Genomic DNA, 18,463 nt, shown 5'->3' on the forward strand with positions numbered 1-18,463 from the left:
TGAGTGTGAGTCGCGACGGCCCAGGCGCACGGCTCCTCATCGCTCCGAAGGGGCCGCTCCCCAATGGTTGTCCATCTTCGACGCGCCAGTCACGGCCCGCTGCGAGGGTAGCATCGCGTCCCCCCGGGGGCGGGTGCCGAGGTCGCGGAACGGACGGGTCCGGTGCACGGTGGAGGTGCGGTGCCGACAGCCGCACCACCGACCGGAGGCCATGGTGAGCGAGCACATCTACCGGGTGACGGAGATCGTCGGTTCGTCCAGCGAGAGTGTGGACGCGGCGGTCAGGAACGCGATCGAGCGGGCGTCGCGGACGCTCCGCCTGCTGGAGTGGTTCGAGGTGACGCAGGTGCGCGGGCACATCGACGACGGCGCGGTCGCCCACTTCCAGGTGGGCCTGAAGGTGGGCTTCCGGCTGGACAGCGAGGTGGACGGCTGACGCGTCCCGGCGGACCGCGGTCGTCAGAGGGCGGCCAGCTCGGCGCGGGTGGGCGGGTCGGCGCCTGGCCGCGTGCAGGTGACGGACGCGGCGGATGCGCAGTGCGTCAGCACGGCGGAGAGCACCCCGGGATCGGTGGGCGGCCCGCCCTGCCCGGCGACGGCGTCGAGCAGCGCCGCCTGGAAGGCGTCCCCGGCGCCCACCGTGTCCACGACCTCGGTCTCCGCCGCGACCCGTACCTCGTGGGCGGCGGTGACGGCCAGCGCGCCCCGCGCGCCGAGGGTCACGACGACGAGCCGCGGCCCGGCGTCGAGCAGCAGCCGCGCCGCGTCGGCGGGCGGCACGCCCGGGTGGAGCCAGGCGAGGTCCTCGTCGCTGGCCTTCAGGACGTCCACGGAGCCGGCGAGGGCCAGGCAGGCGGCGCGGTAGGCGTTCCGGTCGGGCTGGACGGCGGGCCGGACGTTCAGGTCGGCCGCGACGGTGACGCCGTTCTGCCGCTGGGCGCGGCACAGGTCGCGCACGCGGGCGGCGCCCGGCTCGACGACGACGGCGAGCGAGCCCGTGTGGAGGACGGCGGTGTCGTCGGGGACGGGCAGTTCGCGCGGGTCCCAGGCGGCGAGGAAGTCGTACGTCGCGCCGCCGTCGTCGCCCAGGTGGGCGAGCGCGACCGTGGTGCGGCCGGAGCCCGCCGGGACGCGCCGCACGTCCACGCCGATGCGTCCGAGGTGCGCGGCGACGAGGACGCCGGGCGGGTCGTCGCCCCAGGTGGTCAGCAGCGTCGCGGGCCGTTCGAGGCGGTGCAGGCCCACGGCGACGTTGGCGGGGCTGCCGCCCGGCACGGCCCGCAGTTCCGTGGCGCCGGAACGCCACAGCAGGTCGACGAGGACCTCGCCGACGACGGTGACCCTGGTCCTGCTCTCGCTCACGCGGCCTCGACTCTCCCTCGGCTGTGTCCGCTGTGTACCGCACGTCCGGTGCCGTGACGGCGCGATGGAGCATCGCCCGGCGCTCCCGCGTCCGTCAACACGGGCCCTCAGGCCGCGCGCGCCGTCGTCAGCAGGTGGGAGCTGACGCCGAGCAGCGCGGTTTCGGTCTCGACGGCGCGCAGGGCGGTGAGCACGGTGGCACGCGCCGCCGGGTCGTCCAGCCGCTCCCGCATGTCGCCGATCAGCCAGGCGGGCCCCTCCAGGCCGCGCGTGACGGCGCCCGGCAGGCCGGCGTCGGCGAACTCGGCGGCGAGGTCCGCCGGTTCGTGGAACCAGGCGGTCGTGAAGCCGCCGCGCCCGTCCGGGAGGTGGCCGGTACGGACGTGCCCGAGCAACCTGGCGAGCCGCCCCGGCGCGTACGCCTGGCCTTTGAGCAGGCCGTCGGTCAGCGGCGCGAAGCGGCTGATGGCCGCGGCGGCGACGAGCCCGCCGGGGCGTACGGCGCGCCTGGCCTCGGCGAGGGCGCGGACGCGGTCGGCGCGCTCGGGCAGGTGGTAGAGCGGGCCGAGGAGCAGCACGGCGTCGAACGCGGCGTCGGGCACCGGGAGTTCCCGCGCGTCGCCGTGCCGTGCGGTGAGGCCGTGGGCGCGCGCCTGCTCGACGTGCAGCGGTACGGGGTCGAGGAGTTCGGTGGTGTACCCGTCGTCGCGCAGCCAGCGGGAGTGCACGCCGCCCGCGCCGCCGACGTCGAGCACGCGGGCGGGCGGCGCGGGGAGCGTGCGCCGCAGGACGTCCCGGGTGCGCAGGAGTTCGAGGCGGGCGGCGGCGGAATGCCCGTCGGCGTCCGAGAGGCGGCCGTCCTCCTCTCCCCGGGAGTAGTAGGCGAGGATCTCGGGATGGAGCTGTCGCGGCTCTGTCATCAGCCGATGCTCCTCGGCCCCGCGGGCGGCCCGCAACGGGATATGCGGGCGCGGAGCACAGATGCACCGGCCGGTCTCGCACGGATGGCCGCGTTCCTGGGTACCGGCGTTCGAGAGCGGCGCGGACGAGGCGGCCGGCCCGGACAGAGGAGTGACCATGGACAGCGGACACGAGCACGGCGCCAGGACCGATTTCGTCCTCGCGTCCGACGGCGTGCCCGTCGCGGCGTACACCTGGCTGCCGCCGGGCGACACGGCCCGCGCGTGGGTGCAGTTGGTGCACGGGGCGGCCGAACACGCCCTGCGCTACGACGGGTTCGCCCGGTACCTGAACGCGCGCGGCTACGCCGTCGTCGCCTCGGACCACCGGGGGCACGGCGCGACCGCCCCGCACACCGGCGGCCTCGGCGTGGTGGGCGACGAGGGCTGGCGCGCGACGGTCGAGGACCTGTGGACCGTCAGCGAGCGCGCGAGGACCGAACTCCCGGGCGTGCCGCTGGTGCTGCTCGGCCACAGCATGGGCTCCCAGCTGGCCCGCGACTACGCGCAGGAGCACGGGGACGGGCTCGCCGGGCTGGTCCTGTCGGGCACGTTCAGGTCACTCCCGGGCTGTGACCTGGCGGCGGCGGCCGGGCGGCTGCGGGCGGAGGCGGAGGCGAACGGGCGGGGCGCGGAGTCGTCGTTCGTGCCGGACCTGTTCGCGTCGTTCAACGACCCGTACCCGTACCGCACCGGCTTCGAGTGGCTGTCGCGGGACACGGCGGAGGTGGACGCGTACGCCGCGGACGAGGCGTGCGGCTTCCCGTTCAGCGCGGGGCTCGGCCTCGACTGGGTGCTGGGCGTGCTGAAGATCAACGACCCGGAGCAGCAGGCGCGCGTCCCGGGCGGCCTGCCGGTGCGCGTGGTGGTCGGCGACCAGGACCCGTGCAACGCGGGGCTGACGCAGGTCCACGAGCTGCTGGACGACTTCGCGCGCGGCGGCGTACGCGACCTGACGTGGCGGGCCTGGCCCGGCGCGCGGCACGAGATCCTCAACGAGACGAACCGCGCCGAGGTCCGGGACGACATCGCCGCGTGGCTGGACGACCGCCTGCCGGGGTGAGCGGCGGGCGGCCGCCGGCGGTTCAGGGCCTGTTCTTCAGACCGTCGAGCACGCGCAGCCCGTCGAGCAGGTCGGGCGTCTTGCTGTGCGGTTCGGCGGTCGCGCACACGCTGTCCATGACCGCCAGGTAGTCCTCGACGTCGTCGCGCTTGTCGAGGTAGAGCGCGCTGTTGAGCTGCTCCAGGTAGACGATGTCGGGGAGGTCCGGCTCCAGGAAGCGCAGGATGGTGACCGGACCGCCCGCGGCGGCGAGGCCGCCCATGTCGAACGGCGCCACCTGGATCGTCACGTTCGGCCGGTCGGCGAGGTCCCGCAGGTGGCGGATCTGGCCGCGCATCGTCTCCCGTGAGCCCAGGGTGCGGCTCAGCGCGGCCTCGTCCACGACGGCCCAGAGCTTGGGCCCGTGCTCCTTGAACAGCATCTTCTGCCGTTCCATGCGCAGTTCGACGCGGCGCTCGACCTGCCGCTCGCTCGCCCGCGGGTTGCCGAGCCTGATGCAGGCGCGGGCGTAGCCGGGCGTCTGGAGCAGGCCGGGGATGAACTGCACCTCGAACGTCCGGATCACCGACGCGGCCTCCTCCAGGCCGATCAGCGTCTCGAACCAGCTCGGCACCACGTCGCTGTACTTCTGCCACCAGCCCGGCGTGCTGGCCTGCCGGGCGAGCGCGAGGAGTTGTCCGCGCCGCGGCTCGTCGTGCACTCCGTAGAGCGTGAGCAGGTCGGCGACGTCGCGTTCCTTCGCACCCACCCGGCCCAGCTCCAGGCGGCTTATCTTGGCGTGCGAGCCCCGGATGGCGTCCCCGGCGGCCTCCCTGCTGATGCGGCACCCCTCGCGGAGGCTGCGCAGGTGGGTGCCGAGCACGATCCGCAGGACCGTGGGTCCGCCTCTCGGGTGGGCGAGGAGGTCCCGCACCGAGGAGGCGTTGCCTGGTTGAGCTGACGCCATGAGTCTTGTCCCCTGGGTTGTCGAAATCGGGCCCAGTGTCGCACTGTTGCAGCCAGTCGTACAGTTGCTCCCGGGCAACACCGGGCACCTCGGGGCGAATCGGTCAGGCGCGGTCCACCAGGTCGTCGAAGTCGCCGTCCTTCGCGCCGAGGACGAAGGCGGTCATCTCCGCGCGGGTGTAGATCAGGGCCGGGCCCTCGGGGTCGCGCGAGTTGCGCACGGCCACGGCGCCGTCGGGCAGCCCCGCCACCTCCACGCAGTTGCCGTTGGGGTTGCTGCGTCCGCTCTTCCGCCAGGCGGCCCCTTCTATGAGGCCTGCCGGGACACCGTTGACGAGCTGCGGCATGTCGTACTCCTACGTTCCGTCGGTCCGGCCGTCCTTGTGGGGTGTGGACGGCCACTGACCGAATAGTGCCTCAACTGTGAGCGTTCTTGCATCTGTTCTTGCAGATGTTCTTGCATTCGTCCTTTCAGATGTACTTGCAGGGATACGCTGAGCTGGATGAGGATGGACTTAGCGGAGCCGCCGCCCCAGGGCGGAGCCAGCACGTCGCGGAGGTCGTTCATGACAGCTCTCCCGTTCGCCACGATGGCGCCCCAGCAGGTGCCGCCGTCCCCGGGCGGGGCGGCCGACGCCGCGGGATTCGCCACCCTCCCGTTCGGCTGCTCCCCCGGCGCCGCGGGTGAGGCGCGCCGGATGACGGCGAGGACGCTGCGCGGCTGGGGCCTGGCCCGCCTGGTGGACGACGCGTCGGTGATCGTCTCGGAGCTGGTGACGAACGCGGTCCGCTACGGCCGGCCCGTCAGCCGCGCCCACCGCCCGCTGCCGCCCGCGACGGCGGACGAGCCGTTCCTCCTCAGCCTGGTGCACTGCGAGGGCTCGGTGCTGTGCGCCGTCTTCGACCCGGGACGCGGCGCGCCTTGCATGAAGGAGCCCGACCACCTGCGCGAGTCGGGCCGCGGCCTGCACGTCCTGTCGGCGCTCTCGGCCAACTGGGGCTGGACGACTCCCGACAGGCACGGCAAGGCGGTGTGGGCGCTGCTGTCGGACGAGTCGCACCCCGACCGGCCGGGCCGCTCGGACGGCCCGGCGGCCGACGACCCCGACTGGGACCCGCTGACCCGCCTGCTGCTCCTCCTGGAACTGCTCAGCGGCCCGTCATGGCTGAAGTCGCTCGCCTCCTGACCCTCCGCACCCTCGCACTCACGCTCCGCACCGGCGGCGGTGGCACCGCCCGGGACTTGATATGGTTGCCCGTGTCACCGCGGCCCACGGGCCCGCGCACACCTTGTCCGGGTGGCGGAATGGCAGACGCGCTAGCTTGAGGTGCTAGTGCCCGTTTAAGGGCGTGGGGGTTCAAGTCCCCCCTCGGACACTCACGAAGACCCCGGCCGAGCCGGGGTCTTCTGCTGTTCAGGGACTCCCGGAGGCCCGGCGTGAACAACCGCGTGAACAATGGATGACGTCACTGGCTCGCCGGATCGCGGAGTCACGAGACGACATCGCCGATCCGTTCGACAACTACCGGAATACCAGGCACGTGAATCGCTCCGACATGTTGCGCATCTTCGGACCCGCATTGGCGCCGGTCCTCAGGCCGAATGAAATCCCGGAAGGACTGGTGGAGAGGGAGGCGAGATGGACGCTGCAATATCTTGGCGTGCCGACCAGCATACGGGATTCCGTCGTGACCAACCCGCGCGGCATGGTGCCCATCAGCCACTTCTTGACGGGCATGGAGCTGCCGGCGTGGGCCAAGTCGGACAGCGTTCTGATGCTGGGACTGTTCCCTGACGGATTTCTTTGCCTGGACGGGATCAATGGATCAGTCCTTCTCCTTACGCGCGACCTCCAAGCCGAGCCCATAAAGCTGGCCGATGATCTCACGTCGTTCGTCTCGACGCTTGTGGAGATTTCTGAGGCTACGGCTCGCCGACCTCGCCCGTCCGAGAGGGAAGTACGCACCCTCACGGTCCAGTTGGGCCACATCTCGCACGGCGCTCTTGAGGCATGGGAACGAATGATCAGAAGCCTGATGGAATGATCACCCGACGATGGCACGGAGCGCAGGCACGTCGCCATGGGCCGAGTGACACGGCTGGCCACCGGCGTCAACCACAGCCTGGAGGCGTACGGCCATCGAGCCGGGCGCGGAACGGTTGCCGGGCGGCCGCATGACCGGCGGCGTGACCAGCCGGGGGGGGCGGTCCAGGTCCCGCCGGCCGTGCGGACGCTCGGGCGCTCAGTCCAGCGAGCGGTCGGCCACGTGCTCCAGGTGACGCCGGAAGGCCTTCTCCGCGTCAGGGGTGAGTGTGGCGAGGGCCACCATGGCGGTGAGGATGACGTCGCACAGTTCGCTCTCGACGTCCGCCCACGTGTGGCTCGCCCCCTTCCGCGGGTTCGACCCCATGGCCCCGTGAACGGCCTCGGCGACCTCCCCGGCCTCCTCCTGGATCTTGAGGATGCGCAGAAGCCGGACGGTCTCCCGCGGATGGGCGCCGTTCCTGTCGAGCCACTCCACAAGAGCCCCGACCGTGCCCCAGCTCGCCGATTCCATGGCTCCCCGCTTCGTGATCGCCGATGGTGACGCGAAGTCACCCCCATCGTACGGTGCGGTGAGGCAGCGGCCCTGGGCCCGCCTCAAGATCCGGGCGCGGTGGCCGGGTTGTCCACGAGGACGCGGTAGTTGACGGCGAGGTGGCAAGCCCCCGGTGCCGGTTCATCAGGGCCCGCCGGGTGAGGAGGGCGCGTGGCGGATGAGGAGGGACCAGCACCGCGGGGGGCGGTGCTGGTCCCGGTCGTCCGGACGGGCGGCGTCCCCGGCGGTGGGACGGGGTTCCCGCCGCCGGGGACGTCATCGCGTCACGGCCGTCGGCCGTACCACGCCGCGAGCCGGTCGATCAGGGGCGCGTCGTCCGGCACCTCGACGACCGGGCCGAACGGCACGGGCCCGCCCCGGGGTTCGGCCGGGACGGCGTGCCGCATGGCGGCCACCGACGGGGCGAGGGCGGCGTCGTCCCACGCCGGTTCCTGGCCCGTGGCCCTGGCGAGGTCCCAGGTGTGCAGGGAGATCTCGGTCGTGTAGACGACGATCGCGGCGGCGCCGGACAGGGTGACGAAGCCCAGTTCGCACGTCCTGCCGAGGATCGCCGGGTCGAACCAGACGGCCTCGGCCTCCGCCGTGGCCTCCTGCCACGCCTCGGTCCACTCGGCCGCGGGCACGTCCGCGAAGGAGTCGACGGTGAACGGGTGCCCGCCGCCGCCGCTGACGGCGACCCGGCGCAGCACGGCGATCAGGTGCCGGGCGAGCTGCTCGGCGTCGAAGTCGGGACAGGGGCTCGCGGCCCCGTACTGGTCGGGGCGCACGGCGGCGATGGTCTCGCCCGCCAGGGCCACGGCGCGGAAGAAGCCGGGCCGGGGATCGGCGCCCGCGAGGGAGGGCGTTGCCTGGGTGTCGCTCATGATGTCCTGTTCTGGGGGTGAATTCCTGTCCACGGGGGGACAGCTGACGGGGGCTGGCCTCGGCGCTGCTACCAGAGCCCCATGACGCGGTCCACGGCCACCTCGATGACGACCATGCCGGGCACGTTCGGCGGCGGCGACGCGTACCGCTGGAGGTAGCGGCGCACTCCCTCGGCGTCCCGCGCCGGGTCGCCGGAGACGGTCGCGGGGCCCTCGAACGTGATCCAGCGGAACTGGACCGACTGGCAGAGGGCGGCGCGCGTGCCGGGACTGTCGCGCACGTTGCGGGTCTTGACGCGTGACGCGGTCGTCATGACGCGGATCAGCCCGGCGCTGTCGTCCCAGGTGAACCGGACCGGCGCGAGGTGCGCCGAGCCGTCCCGCCGCCGGCGATGTCGAACGGGCGGCGCTCGCCCTTGCTCTCCGGCAGGATGCGCGGCGCGAGCAGGACGGCGGCGACGGCGATCGGCACGTTGACGAAGAAGATCCACCGCCGGCCGGGGCCCTCGGTGAGCAGCCCGCCGGACACGACACCGGCGACGGAAGCGATGCCGGCCAGGCCGCCCCAGATGCCGAGTGCCTTGTTCCGCGCCTCGCCCTCGGCGAAGGTGACGGTCAGGGTGCTCAGGGCGGCGGGGGCGATCAGCGCGGCCCCGAGGCCCTGCACGCCCCGGGAGACGAACAGCAGGATCGGCTCCTGCGCGGCGCCGCCCGCGAGGGAGGCGAGGCCGAAGAGCGCGAGCCCCGCCTGGAGGACCCTGCGGCGGCCGAACGTGTCCGCGAGCCGCGAGCCGAGCATCAGGCAGCCGCCCAGCAACGTGCCGTACGCGGTGACCGCATAGGGCAGGTCGGCGGCCGAGATGTCCCGTGACCGTTCGATCGACGGAATGGCGACGTTCACGATCGACACGTCGAGGAAAACCATGAATTGCGCGATGCACAGGAACGCCAGGACGAGGCCCGGACTTTTCGTGCCATCGCCTGCGGGCGCGGACACGTCCGCGCGGTGAAAGGTCATCGGATGTCTCCTGCTTGGCTTTTCGGAGCCGAGACCGCGACGCTAGCACCGCGCTCCTTGTAGTTACCTAGCGGAAAGTGGGGGATTGGACGGGTAGCCGGGCGCGGGGGCGGCTCAAGCCGAGGTCAACGGCCTTCCGCCGGCGGGGCGGGGCGACTGGGCACGGCCGGTGCCGGGCGGGGTCACAGCCTCGTGCGGGCTGTCGCCATTCCCGTCTGGCGACGCGGCGAAAAGGGGCGGAAATCGCCGATCAAAGGGGAGAGGAGAGCGGGCGTGACAAAGCGCCGGTGTCAGCGGCGCCGACGCGGGAGTTCGCGTTTTTCGTCATCGGTCCTGGCCTGGCGGGCTTTCTCCGGATTGCCGCCCGACCAGTTCGCGAGCACCGCTGATCCCGTACTCCACCCGCGAGGGGACTCCGGGGTGGCACGTGCGCGGTACCAGGCCGTCGCGTGCGAGCTTCCGCAGTGGCACGTCTCTTCGGGCTGCCGGGTTCGCCCACCCCCGTGTCACCGCGCACGGGCCGCGTCCCTCCCGGTGGCGGGTGTGCCGGACGTGGAGGTCTCCGCTCGCCCGGCACGCGTACCGGCATCCCCGCGCGTCAGCGCGAACACGGCCCAGGCCGCGGCGCACACGGCGGCGGACACCACGAGGGACCAGCCGGTGTCCGCCGCGACCGCCGCGCCCATGACGGCCACGCCGAGCGTCGCGCCGACCTGGCGCACCGCGTTGAGCAGCCCGCCGACCGCCCCCGCCGTCCCCTCGGGCGCGGCGCCGACGAGGGCGGTGACCAGGGCGGGCAGGGCGTACGAGACGCCGAGGCCGGTCGCCAGCAGGCCGAGCGCGAGCCAGGGGTAGGCGGCGTCGGCGAGGACCGCCGCGCCGAGCGTCGCGCCGCCGCCGGTGAGCAGGCCGAGCCCGGCCAGGACGGGCGGCCTCGGGCCCCTGCGGGCGACGATCCGGCCGGTGAACGGGGGGTTGGCGGCGAAGGGCACGGTCAGCGGCAGGAAGGCGAGGCCGGTCTCCAGCGGGCCGAGGTGCCGTTCCTGCTGGAAGAGGAGCGGCAGGACGAACAGGGCGCCGGTGAGGGCGAAGTTGACGACGGCGGCGGCGAGGAGCCCGGCGCGTACGCGGGCGGAGCGCAGCAGGGCGCGGTTCAGGACCGGCGCGTGGCTGCGGCGTTCGAGGGCGCGGAAGGCGGCGGCCGAGGCGGCGAGCCCGGCGGCGGACCAGGCCGTGTGCGTCCAGGCGCGGGCACCGGCGGCGATCAGCGCGTCCGTGAACAGGGCGAGGACGGCGGCCGCCGTGAGCTGCGCCCGCCAGTCCACGCGGCGGTCGCCGCGCGGGCGGTCGGCGGCGTGGCCCGATGTCAGCGCCAGGACCAGCAGGCCGAGGGGCACGTTGACGAGGAACACCGCCCGCCACCCGGCCGCGTCCACGAGCGCGCCGCCCAGGACGGGCCCGGCCGCGACGGCCGCCCCGCTGACGGCGGCCCAGGCGGCTACGGCGCGCGCCCGTTCCGCCGGGGCGGGGTACAGCCGGGCGATCATCGCCATCGACGCGGGCACGCACGCGGCGGCGGCGACGCCGGAGACGGCGCGCAGCAGGACCAGCGCGCCCAAGGTGGGGGCGGCGGCGCTCAGCAGTGACGCGGCGGCGAACGCGGCGGTACCGGCGCGGAAGACGCGTTCGGCGCCGTGGCGGTCGGCGACGGCGCCCGCCGTGAGCAGGAGGGCGGCGAACGCGACGGTGTAGCCGGTGGTCGCCCACTGGAGGCCGGCCATCGAGGTGCCGAGGGACGCGGCGAGGTCGGGCTCGGCGACGGACAGGACGGTCATGTCGAGCAGCACCATGAAGTAGCCGAGGGAGATGCCGGTCAGCGCGCGGCGGCGGTGGGGGGCGGGGGAAAGCACAGTGGTCATGCCGGGTCCTGGAAGCGGGAGGGGATGGACGCGGCCCACTGTGCGCGGGAGGGGGCGGGCGGCTCCACCGGCGCGGGCGCAGGGAGCGTTCGGAATTTCCGCACGCTCCCGGTCGTTGGGGCCGGGCATGGAACTGCGCCAGCTCAGGACGTTCGAGGCGGTCGTACGGCACCGCACGGTGACCGACGCCGCGCACGCGCTGGGGCTCGCGCCGTCGTCCGTGTCGGCGCAGGTCCACGCGCTGGAGGCGGCGCTCGGCGTGCCGCTGTTCGTGCGCGGCGCCCGGGGCATGGAGCCGACCGAGGCGGGTGAACGGCTGCGGACCTGGGCCCGCACGCTGCTGGAGCAGGCGGAACGGGCGCGGCGCGACGTACGCGGCGAGCGCGCGCCACTGCGGCTCGGCGCGCTGGAGACGCTCGCCGGGACGCATGTGCCGCCGGTCCTCGCCAGGCTCGCCGGGCGGCGTCCCGACCTGGCGGTGGAGGTACGCCCCGAGCGCTCGCGGGCCGTGCTCCTGGACGACGTGGCCGGGGGGCGGCTCGACGCGGCGCTGCTGCTGGACACGGGGGACGCGCTGGGCGGGCTCGGCTTCGCGGCCGGGGACGGGTCGCTGGCGTTCGTGGACGTGGAACCGGTGCCGCTGGCGCTGGTCGCGGCGCCGTCACACCCCCTCGCGGGCCGCCCCGCGCTGACGGCGGACGACCTGCGCGGGGAACGGCTGCTGGTGAACGTCCCCGAGTGCTCGTTCTGGATGGCCGGGACACGCGCCCTCGGCCCCGGCCTTGAGCGGATCAGGGCGGGGGGCGTGCCGGTGATGCGCGCCTGGGCGGAACACGGCCTGGGCATCTCGCTGCTCCCGCGCTTCGCGATCGCGGACAGCCTGGCATCGGGCGCGCTGGTCCCCCTCGCCCTCCCGGTCCCGGACCTCAGCCTGCGGCTGGTGTGGCAGGCGAACACGGACCACCGCCCGCCGATCCGCGCCCTGCTCTACGCGGCGGCCCACCCGTGACCGCGCGCCGGGGCGGTCACTCCATCCACTCGTAGACCTTCCCCCCGCCCGCGAGGGCGAGGAGGGCGGCGGCCCACCACCAGAAGTCGAGCAGGAAGAAGAAGACGCAGAAGAGGACGCAGGCACACACCAGTCCGACGATCACCCGGAAGCTCTCCGCCGCCTCCTCCTGTTCGTGCCGCAGGCGCTGCTGCCGCGCGGCCTCCTCGCGGCGGGCCCGTTCCGCGCCGAGCATGGCCTGCTCCATCGCGCGGGCGAGTTCCGCGGGGTCCTGGGGACGGGCCCAGTGCATGTTCACATCGCCGTGCACCGTGCCGAACTGCCCGACCGGTCCGTCGATGTCGCCACCGCTGATCTCGTTGCGCACGTCCGGCAGTTCATCGTCCCCCTCGTGTCTCCCCATGCCTCCAGCATGGCCGTTCCCCGGCCGCGTGGCCAGCTTCACCGGCGCGTCGGCGGCCTTACGGTGAGGGGGCGGTGAAGAGCACGGTTAGGCATGCCTTACCTTAGTCGGCGTGACAGTGAACTCTGCGTCCGCCGGAGCGGCGGCGATGCGTGCCGAGGGTGTGCGGGCGGGTTACCGCGGCACCGATGTCGTGCACGACGCCTCGGTGCGGCTGGCGGCCGGGCGCGTGACCGCGCTCATCGGGCCCAACGGCAGCGGCAAGTCGACGCTGCTGCGCACCATGGCGGCCCTCCACCCCGCGACGGCGGGACACCTCGTCCTCGACGGCGACACGGCCGTACGCGAGCTGGCCCCGCGCGACCTCGCGCGCCGCCTGACCCTGCTGTCACAGGCACGCCCGACCCCGGGCGGCGTGACCGTGCGCGAGGTGGTCGAGTACGGCCGCCACCCGTACCGGCCCCGCTGGGGCCCCGGTGACGAGGAGGGCCCCGAGGTCGTCCGGCGCGTCATGGAGATGACCGGCGTCACCGCCCTCGCCGCGCGCCCCGTGGACAGCCTGTCGGGCGGCCAGCTCCAGCGCGTGTGGCTGGCGAGCTGCCTCGCGCAGGACACCCCCGTCCTGCTGCTGGACGAGCCGACCACCTTCCTCGACCTGCGCTACCAGGTCGAACTCCTCGACATCGTGCGCGACCTGGCCGACGAGCACGGCATAGCCGTCGGCCTCGTCCTGCACGACCTCGACCAGGCCGCCGCGGTCGCGGACGACGTGGTGCTCCTCGTCGAAGGACGCGTCGCCGCCGCCGGGCCACCCGCCGAGGTGATGACGGCGAGCCTGCTCTCCGCCGCGTACGGCATCGACGTCGACGTCCACCACGACCCTGTCTCCGGCCTGGTCCACACCCGGCCCCGCGCCCGTCACCACAGCCGCCTCAGCCGGCCCCAGCACCCGCACCACCCCTGAAAGGACCACTTCGTTGAGATCCCGCTCCGTCCCCGCCCTGGCCACGCTCGTGGCGCTCGCCGCGCTCACCGCCTGCGGCACCACCGAGGACCCGGCCGAGGACGAGAACACCGGCTCCGGCTCCGACTCGTCCGCCGCGCCCCTGACCGTGACCGACGCGCGCGGCAAGGAGGTCACCCTGGACGGCCCGGCCGTCCGCGTCGCCGGCACGGAGTGGAACGTGGTCGAGTACCTCGTCTCGCTCGGCGTCCAGCCCGTCGGCGTCTCCGACGTCGAGGGCTTCGAGACGTGGGACAGCTCGGTGCGGCTCGACGACGGCGTGACCGACATCGGCACGCGCGGCGAGCCCAGCATGGACACGCTCGCCACGCTCGACCTGGACGTCGTCTTCGCCACCGACGAGATGGTGGACGGCGCCCTGGAGCAGATCGAGGAGAACACGCCGGTCATCGTCGTCCCCGGCGGCGACGAGGCCGACCCGGTCGGCACGATGTGGGACAACCTCGACCTCGTGGCGCGGGCGACGGGCACCGAGGACCGGGCCGCCGGGATGCGCGACGCGTTCGACGAGGCGCTGGCCGACGGCCGCACCGCGCTCGCCGAAGCGGGGGCCGAGGGCGCGACCGTGGCCTTCGCCGACGCGTACCAGGCGGGCGAGGCGGTCTCCATACGCCCGTTCGGCGAGGGCTCCCTCATCGGCGGGGTCCTGGCCGAACTCGGCCTCACCAACGCGTGGAGCGGCGTCGAGGGTCTGGAGTTCGACCCGGTCTACGGGCTCGCCCAGACCGATGTCGAGGGCCTGACCGCGCTGCCGGACGACACCGCGTTCTGGTACATCGCCAACGACAGCGAGCCCGACGTCTTCACCGAGGTCCTCGCCGACAACTCCGTATGGAACTCGCTGCCCTTCGCCGCCGACACGGTCCGCTTCCCCGACGCCATCTGGATGTTCGGCGGCCCGGCGTCGATGGAGCAGTTCATCGACGCGGTCGTGGACGCCGCGAGCTGACCACGCGATGAGCATCGGCACGCTCACCCGGCGGACCGCCGGGCCCGCCCCCGTCGCCCCGGCCGGGGAACGCCCCCCGGCCGGGCGGCTGGTGGCGCTGACCGGGACGCTGCTGGCCGTCCTGGCACTCCTGGCGGCGGTGCACCTCACGCAGGGCACCGCCGCGGTGGGCGTCGGCGACCTCGTGTCCTGGCTCCTCGGCCGCGACGGCGGGACCGGGACGGCCGTGGTCGTCGAGTCCCGCGTCCCCCGGCTCGTCGCCGGGCTCACGGTCGGCGCCGCGCTCGGCGCCGCCGGGTGCGTGCTCCAGTCGGTCTCGCGCAACCCGGTGGCGTCCCCCGACGTCCTGGCCGTCAACGGCGGCGCGCACCTCGCGCTCGTCACCGGCGCCGTCACCGGCCTGTCCCTGCCGTTCTTCGGCGAGGTCGCCCTCGCGTTCGCGGGCGGCCTGCTCGCGGCGGTCGTCGTCCTGCTGCTGACCGGCGACGCGTACGGGACGGTGCGGCTCGTCCTCGGCGGCACGGCCGTCTCGCTCGCGCTGTCGTCCCTCACGACGTCGCTCCTCCTGCTCTACCCGAACGAGGGCACGGGCCTGTACGCCTGGGCCGCCGGGTCACTCAGCCAGAACGGGCTGGGCACCATGCGGATGCTGGCCCCCGTCGTCCTCGCCTGTGTCGCGGCGCTGCTGCTGTACGGCAGGCGGCTCGACGTCATGGCGCTCGGCGACGACGAGGCGCGCGCCCTCGGCGTCCCCGTGCGGCGGACGCAGCTGGTCGTCGTGCTGCTGGCCGTGCTGCTGTCCACGGCCGCCGTCGCCGCGACGGGTCCCGTGTACTTCGTCGGCCTGGCGGCGCCCGCGATCGTCCGGCTGCTGGTCCCGCACGTGCCCGGCCTGCACCGGCACCGGGCGCTCGTCCCGCTGTCCGCGCTGACCGGCATCGGCGTCGTGCTCGGCGCGGACGTCCTGCTGCGCGCGGTCATCGGCGCGCAGAGCGCCGTCAGCGTCCCCACCGGCATCGTGACGTCGCTGCTCGGCGGGCTGCTGATGATCGGCCTGGCGCTGCGGCTGCGCGCCACGCCGATCGGCGGCGCGGCCACGGCACTTGAGGTGCGCGGCACCGGCACCCGGCACCGGGCGCTGCTGACGGGCACGGTGGCCGCCGCGCTGGTGGGTGTCCTGCTGGCCGCCGCGCTGGTGGGCGACCGTACGTTCCTGCTCGGGGACCTCGCGATGTGGGCGCGCGGCGAGGCGGGTCCGCTCGTCACGACCGTGCTGGACACGCGGATGCCGCGGCTGACGGCGGCGCTGCTGGCGGGCGCCGCGCTCGCGGTGGCGGGCACGACCATCCAGGCCGTGACGCGCAACCCGCTCGCCGACCCCAGCGTCGTCGGCGTCGCGGGCGGCGCGTCGGTCGGCGCGGTGCTGGTGGTGACGTACGTGCCGATGGTCGGGTTCTGGGCGCTGACCGGCGCGGCGGGGGCGGGCGCTGCCGTGGCGGCGCTGGTCATCTTCACGCTGTCGGCGCGCGGCGGTTTCGCGTCCGACCGGCTCGTCCTGGTGGGCGTCGGGGTGTCGTACGTGACGTCGGCGCTGGTGACGGTCCTGATCGTCGCGACCGACCCGTTCAACGCGACCAAGGCCCTGACGTGGCTGTCGGGTTCGACGTACGGGCGCACGTACGAGCACCTGGTGCCGCTCGGCATCAGCTGCCTGGTCGTCATCCCGCTCGCCTGGGCGGCGCACCGGCGGCTCGACCTGATCTCGCTGGACGACGACACCCCGCGCCTGCTGGGGCTGAGCGTGCCGCGGACGCGGCTGTTCCTGCTGGCGTGCGGCGTGGTGCTGACGGCCACGGCGGTCGCGGCGATCGGGATGATCGGGTTCGTCGGCCTCGTCGCACCGCACGCGGCGCGGACGCTGATGGGGCGGCGCCACCGGTGGGTGCTGCCCGTGGCGGCGCTGCTCGGCGGCACGCTCGTCGTCGCCGCCGACCTGCTGGGCCGCACGGTGATCGCCCCCGCGCAGCTGCCCGCCGGGCTGCTGACCGCCGTGATCGGGACGCCGTACTTCCTCTGGCTGCTGCGCAGGACGCGCGGCGTGTGACGGGTCACCCCGCCGCCGTCGCGCTTGCGCTGCGGTGGTGCGGGGGCCGAGGATCGGGGGATGCAGGGGTCCGCGTCCGTGAAGCTCACCGAGGGTGATGTCACCCTGTCACCGCTGCTGCCGGGGGATGTGGACGCCCATCTGGCGGGCGAGGACGAGGAGTTGGTCCGCTGGCTGAACGGCGGGGCCGGTACGCGTGCCGACGTGGCGGACCACGTGCGGCACTGCGGCGAGCAGTGGGAACGCGGCGGGCCGCTGCGCGCGTTCGGCCTGCGGGTGGGTGAACCCCCGGTGCTCGCGGGCACGGTGGACCTGCGCTTCGCCATGCCCGGCCTCGAACCGCACCAGGTGAACATCGCGTACGGCCTCTACCCCGCGTGGCGGGGGCGGGGGCTGGCGACGCGGGCGGTGCGGCTGGCGTGCTGGTACGCGGCGGGCGAGGGGGCGTCGGAGGGCGTGATCCAGGTGGACCCGGGCAACCCGCGCTCGGCCGGTGTCGCGGTGCGGGCGGGCTTCACGTACGCGGGGCAGGTACGGCGCCTGGACGGCGGCCTGTTCGACCGCTACGTGCTCGACCTGCCGCCGGGCGCGGACGCGGACGCGGACGCGGACTGAGTGCGCGCGGGGACGATCACCGCTGCTCGCGCCCGTCCCGATCCGCCCGGCTACCCCCGGTGTCAGCCGAGGCGGGGTCTGACCGGTACCGGTGCCGGGTGGCCCTGCTCGCGGCGCCTCCAGGCGCGCACGCTCGCCGCGTCGCCACATCGCCCCGGTACGCCCGGCACAAGGGCGATCCGGCGCCTTGCGATCGCACACGCCTGGGGGGCACTCCCGGCCGCTGGGCCGGGGGAGACGCGCGCGTCTCCCGTGCCGCCGCCGCGCGTTGACGGCGGCGGCACGGGGGGACGGCCGCCCGACGGATCAGGCGGTGTGCAGTGTCAGGCCGTACGCGCCCAGGATCTCGTTGACCGGCTGGTGCCAGGTCTCGCCGCCGCCGGCGCAGTTGCCCCAGCCGCCGGAGGTGACGCCCTGGGCCTGGTCGCCGCTGATGTAGGAGCCGCCGGAGTCACCGGGCTCGGCGCACACGCTCGTCCGCGTCAGCTGGTGGACCACCTCGCCCGAGGAGTAGTTGACGGTCTCGTTCTTGCCGAGGACGGTGCCGCAGTGCCAGTGCGTCGTGGAGCCCGAGCGGCAGATGGACGCGCCGACGGGGGCCTCGGCGGAGCCGCGCACGAGGACGTCGGGCACGGTGCCCCAGCCGAGGACGACGGGCACGGTCCACCAGCCGTTGCCGACGCTGACGAACGCGTAGTCGTTGCCCGGCCAGGACGAGCCCTGGATCTGCCCGATCAGGGACCGGTCCCAGCCGTACGCCTGCTGCCCGGCGCGGCCGCAGTGCCCGGCCGTCACGAAGCCGCCGTGCACGGAGAAGCCGATGGAGCAGCGGACGTTGCCGGTGTACCACGGGTCGCCGCCGACCGTCCCGGCCGCGAACGTCTCCGGGGCGCGCGTCGTCGTGGCGGACACGGTGACGGGCCCGGCCGCGCGGGCGGCGGCGAGGAAGTCCTCGGTGGCGGCGTCCCGTTCGGCCCCGGTCACGAGGGTGACGACGACGCTGTTGGCGCGAGGATCGACGCGCCAGCTCGCGACGGAGGCGGGTGCGTCGAGGCGGTCGAGAGCGGTCACGGTGGCGCCGAGTTCGGCGTCGGTGTGCGTGACGAGCCGGGGCTCGGCACCGGTGGCGTGCACGTCGTCGGCGCGGCCGGTGTCGGTGACCGCGACGACGAGCGTGCCGCGCGCCGGGTCGAACCAGCTGCCGCCGTACGCGTCTCCCGCGGCCTCGCGGGCGGCGGGCTCGGTCTCGGCGGCGTCGGCCTCCTGGGCCAGGCGCGTACGGGCCTCGTCCGGTGAGAGGCCGAGGTCGCGCTGGAGCGCGCTGAGCAGGCCGGCGGAGAGCGGCTGCGCGACGCTCCCCTCAGCACCGGCGGTGGCGGTGGCGGCACCGGTCCCGACCAGGGTTCCGGTGACCAGCAGGGCGGACAGGGAGAGGCGCACAGCGATGCCGCGTCTCATGGGGGTTCTCCTTCTGTCGCTTCGTGGCGCGAACGTGGGGGACAGCGGAAGTGTGCGAACGCGTGCTCCTCTGGGAGTTTCTGAGGAGTCGCGTCGCCATATTGGCATGCCCACGCCAATACGGACAGCCCTCCGGAACCCACTCGGGGCGCACGGGGCGCGGCATCGCCA

General features: G+C 74.2%; 20 protein-coding genes, 1 tRNA gene and 1 riboswitch. Of the genes, 10 read left to right on the forward strand and 11 right to left on the reverse strand.

All coding sequences use genetic code 11. The features are described from left to right. Positions 1–11: 11 nt before the first annotated feature. Positions 12–103, reverse strand: a riboswitch (ZMP/ZTP riboswitch). Between the two features lie 111 nt (positions 104–214). Next, a complete protein-coding gene (locus ACL02R_RS00265; RefSeq protein ID WP_412794734.1) occupies positions 215–436 on the forward strand; it encodes a dodecin in 222 nt (73 codons plus the stop codon). A 23-nt stretch (positions 437–459) separates the two neighbouring features. On the opposite strand, the gene ACL02R_RS00270 is transcribed toward ACL02R_RS00265, so the two are convergent. After that, on the reverse strand, positions 460–1,362 hold the full coding sequence (locus ACL02R_RS00270; protein ID WP_412794735.1) for a carbohydrate kinase family protein: 903 nt from the start codon (positions 1,360–1,362) through the stop codon (positions 460–462). A gap of 107 nt (positions 1,363–1,469) precedes the next feature. Then, a complete protein-coding gene (locus ACL02R_RS00275) occupies positions 1,470–2,282 on the reverse strand; it encodes a class I SAM-dependent methyltransferase (protein ID WP_412794736.1) in 813 nt (270 codons plus the stop codon). A 157-nt stretch (positions 2,283–2,439) separates the two neighbouring features. Here ACL02R_RS00275 and ACL02R_RS00280 point away from each other — a divergent pair, with 157 nt between their 5' ends. Continuing rightward, the gene (locus ACL02R_RS00280; protein ID WP_412794737.1) at positions 2,440–3,384 is read left to right on the forward strand and encodes an alpha/beta fold hydrolase; all 945 of its coding nucleotides are present in this window, start codon (positions 2,440–2,442) and stop codon (positions 3,382–3,384) included. A 22-nt stretch (positions 3,385–3,406) separates the two neighbouring features. On the opposite strand, the gene ACL02R_RS00285 is transcribed toward ACL02R_RS00280, so the two are convergent. After that, positions 3,407–4,330: a helix-turn-helix domain-containing protein gene (locus ACL02R_RS00285; RefSeq protein ID WP_412794738.1), complete on the reverse strand. Its 924-nt coding sequence runs from the start codon at positions 4,328–4,330 to the stop codon at positions 3,407–3,409. A 103-nt stretch (positions 4,331–4,433) separates the two neighbouring features. Then, complete coding sequence (locus tag ACL02R_RS00290) at positions 4,434–4,676, reverse strand: DUF397 domain-containing protein (RefSeq protein WP_362959971.1); 243 nt, start codon at positions 4,674–4,676, stop codon at positions 4,434–4,436. Positions 4,677–4,895: 219 nt separating this feature from the next. Here ACL02R_RS00290 and ACL02R_RS00295 point away from each other — a divergent pair, with 219 nt between their 5' ends. From ACL02R_RS00295 to ACL02R_RS00305, 3 genes are all read left to right on the forward strand, one after another. Beyond that, positions 4,896–5,516 (forward strand): ATP-binding protein, encoded by a 621-nt coding sequence (locus tag ACL02R_RS00295; RefSeq protein WP_412794739.1) that lies wholly within the window; start codon positions 4,896–4,898, stop codon positions 5,514–5,516. A gap of 105 nt (positions 5,517–5,621) precedes the next feature. Continuing rightward, positions 5,622–5,706, forward strand: a tRNA-Leu gene (locus ACL02R_RS00300). 84 nt (positions 5,707–5,790) lie between these two features. Further along, entirely contained in the window at positions 5,791–6,375 is a 585-nt protein-coding gene (locus tag ACL02R_RS00305; protein WP_412794740.1) for an SUKH-4 family immunity protein, read from the forward strand. A gap of 198 nt (positions 6,376–6,573) precedes the next feature. Here ACL02R_RS00305 and ACL02R_RS00310 read toward each other — a convergent pair whose 3' ends face one another. The 5 genes from ACL02R_RS00310 to ACL02R_RS00330 all read right to left on the reverse strand — a co-directional run bounded on the left by ACL02R_RS00310 (position 6,574) and on the right by ACL02R_RS00330 (position 10,730). Further along, positions 6,574–6,888, reverse strand: coding sequence for a MazG-like family protein (locus ACL02R_RS00310; protein WP_412794741.1), 315 nt, complete (start codon positions 6,886–6,888; stop codon positions 6,574–6,576). A 305-nt stretch (positions 6,889–7,193) separates the two neighbouring features. Beyond that, positions 7,194–7,793 carry a TIGR03086 family metal-binding protein gene (locus ACL02R_RS00315; RefSeq protein WP_412794742.1) on the reverse strand — a complete coding sequence of 200 codons (600 nt, stop codon included), beginning with the start codon at positions 7,791–7,793 and terminating at the stop codon, positions 7,194–7,196. 68 nt (positions 7,794–7,861) lie between these two features. Continuing rightward, the gene (locus ACL02R_RS00320) at positions 7,862–8,107 is read right to left on the reverse strand and encodes a hypothetical protein (protein WP_412794743.1); all 246 of its coding nucleotides are present in this window, start codon (positions 8,105–8,107) and stop codon (positions 7,862–7,864) included. Between the two features lie 8 nt (positions 8,108–8,115). Further along, positions 8,116–8,811 carry an MFS transporter gene (locus ACL02R_RS00325; protein WP_412794744.1) on the reverse strand — a complete coding sequence of 232 codons (696 nt, stop codon included), beginning with the start codon at positions 8,809–8,811 and terminating at the stop codon, positions 8,116–8,118. Positions 8,812–9,317: 506 nt separating this feature from the next. After that, a complete protein-coding gene (locus ACL02R_RS00330) occupies positions 9,318–10,730 on the reverse strand; it encodes an MFS transporter (RefSeq protein ID WP_412794745.1) in 1,413 nt (470 codons plus the stop codon). Positions 10,731–10,857: 127 nt separating this feature from the next. On the opposite strand from ACL02R_RS00330, the gene ACL02R_RS00335 reads away from it, so the two are divergent. Continuing rightward, entirely contained in the window at positions 10,858–11,739 is an 882-nt protein-coding gene (locus ACL02R_RS00335; RefSeq protein ID WP_412794746.1) for a LysR family transcriptional regulator, read from the forward strand. Positions 11,740–11,755: 16 nt separating this feature from the next. Here the strand turns inward: ACL02R_RS00335 and ACL02R_RS00340 are convergent, their stop codons facing one another. Then, positions 11,756–12,142, reverse strand: coding sequence for a hypothetical protein (locus ACL02R_RS00340; RefSeq protein ID WP_412794747.1), 387 nt, complete (start codon positions 12,140–12,142; stop codon positions 11,756–11,758). A gap of 148 nt (positions 12,143–12,290) precedes the next feature. Between ACL02R_RS00340 and ACL02R_RS00345 the strand changes: the two genes are divergently transcribed. From ACL02R_RS00345 to ACL02R_RS00360, 4 genes are read left to right on the forward strand one after another with little or no spacing between them, the layout of a single operon-like run. After that, on the forward strand, positions 12,291–13,106 hold the full coding sequence (locus ACL02R_RS00345; protein WP_412795151.1) for an ABC transporter ATP-binding protein: 816 nt from the start codon (positions 12,291–12,293) through the stop codon (positions 13,104–13,106). A 13-nt stretch (positions 13,107–13,119) separates the two neighbouring features. Then, on the forward strand, positions 13,120–14,115 hold the full coding sequence (locus ACL02R_RS00350; protein WP_412794748.1) for an ABC transporter substrate-binding protein: 996 nt from the start codon (positions 13,120–13,122) through the stop codon (positions 14,113–14,115). A gap of 7 nt (positions 14,116–14,122) precedes the next feature. Continuing rightward, positions 14,123–16,219, forward strand: a complete 2,097-nt coding sequence (locus ACL02R_RS00355; RefSeq protein WP_412794749.1) for an iron ABC transporter permease — start codon at positions 14,123–14,125, stop codon at positions 16,217–16,219. 60 nt (positions 16,220–16,279) lie between these two features. Further along, positions 16,280–16,834, forward strand: a complete 555-nt coding sequence (locus ACL02R_RS00360; RefSeq protein WP_412794750.1) for a GNAT family N-acetyltransferase — start codon at positions 16,280–16,282, stop codon at positions 16,832–16,834. 306 nt (positions 16,835–17,140) lie between these two features. Here ACL02R_RS00360 and ACL02R_RS00365 read toward each other — a convergent pair whose 3' ends face one another. Next, positions 17,141–18,292, reverse strand: coding sequence for a S1 family peptidase (locus ACL02R_RS00365; protein WP_412794751.1), 1,152 nt, complete (start codon positions 18,290–18,292; stop codon positions 17,141–17,143). Between the last annotated feature and the right edge of the window lie 171 nt (positions 18,293–18,463).

It is taken from the genome of Streptomyces sp. MS19, assembly GCF_047200595.1.
Lineage (GTDB): Bacteria > Actinomycetota > Actinomycetes > Streptomycetales > Streptomycetaceae > Streptomyces.

Excerpts from the sequence above, each read along its gene's own strand:
- ACL02R_RS00280 (WP_412794737.1), top strand. The coding sequence starts at position 2,440 with ATGGACAGCGGACACGAGCACGGCGCCAGGACCGATTTCGTCCTCGCG.
- ACL02R_RS00340 (WP_412794747.1), bottom strand. The coding sequence starts at position 12,142 with ATGGGGAGACACGAGGGGGACGATGAACTGCCGGACGTGCGCAACGAG.
- ACL02R_RS00290 (WP_362959971.1), bottom strand. The coding sequence starts at position 4,676 with ATGCCGCAGCTCGTCAACGGTGTCCCGGCAGGCCTCATAGAAGGGGCC.
- ACL02R_RS00330 (WP_412794745.1), bottom strand. The coding sequence starts at position 10,730 with ATGACCACTGTGCTTTCCCCCGCCCCCCACCGCCGCCGCGCGCTGACC.
- ACL02R_RS00360 (WP_412794750.1), top strand. The coding sequence starts at position 16,280 with ATGCAGGGGTCCGCGTCCGTGAAGCTCACCGAGGGTGATGTCACCCTG.
- ACL02R_RS00335 (WP_412794746.1), top strand. The coding sequence starts at position 10,858 with ATGGAACTGCGCCAGCTCAGGACGTTCGAGGCGGTCGTACGGCACCGC.
- ACL02R_RS00310 (WP_412794741.1), bottom strand. The coding sequence starts at position 6,888 with ATGGAATCGGCGAGCTGGGGCACGGTCGGGGCTCTTGTGGAGTGGCTC.
- ACL02R_RS00325 (WP_412794744.1), bottom strand. The coding sequence starts at position 8,811 with ATGACCTTTCACCGCGCGGACGTGTCCGCGCCCGCAGGCGATGGCACG.
- ACL02R_RS00285 (WP_412794738.1), bottom strand. The coding sequence starts at position 4,330 with ATGGCGTCAGCTCAACCAGGCAACGCCTCCTCGGTGCGGGACCTCCTC.
- ACL02R_RS00345 (WP_412795151.1), top strand. The coding sequence starts at position 12,291 with ATGCGTGCCGAGGGTGTGCGGGCGGGTTACCGCGGCACCGATGTCGTG.
- ACL02R_RS00305 (WP_412794740.1), top strand. The coding sequence starts at position 5,791 with ATGACGTCACTGGCTCGCCGGATCGCGGAGTCACGAGACGACATCGCC.
- ACL02R_RS00320 (WP_412794743.1), bottom strand. The coding sequence starts at position 8,107 with ATGACGACCGCGTCACGCGTCAAGACCCGCAACGTGCGCGACAGTCCC.
- ACL02R_RS00315 (WP_412794742.1), bottom strand. The coding sequence starts at position 7,793 with ATGAGCGACACCCAGGCAACGCCCTCCCTCGCGGGCGCCGATCCCCGG.
- ACL02R_RS00365 (WP_412794751.1), bottom strand. The coding sequence starts at position 18,292 with ATGAGACGCGGCATCGCTGTGCGCCTCTCCCTGTCCGCCCTGCTGGTC.
- ACL02R_RS00275 (WP_412794736.1), bottom strand. The coding sequence starts at position 2,282 with ATGACAGAGCCGCGACAGCTCCATCCCGAGATCCTCGCCTACTACTCC.
- ACL02R_RS00355 (WP_412794749.1), top strand. The coding sequence starts at position 14,123 with ATGAGCATCGGCACGCTCACCCGGCGGACCGCCGGGCCCGCCCCCGTC.
- ACL02R_RS00295 (WP_412794739.1), top strand. The coding sequence starts at position 4,896 with ATGACAGCTCTCCCGTTCGCCACGATGGCGCCCCAGCAGGTGCCGCCG.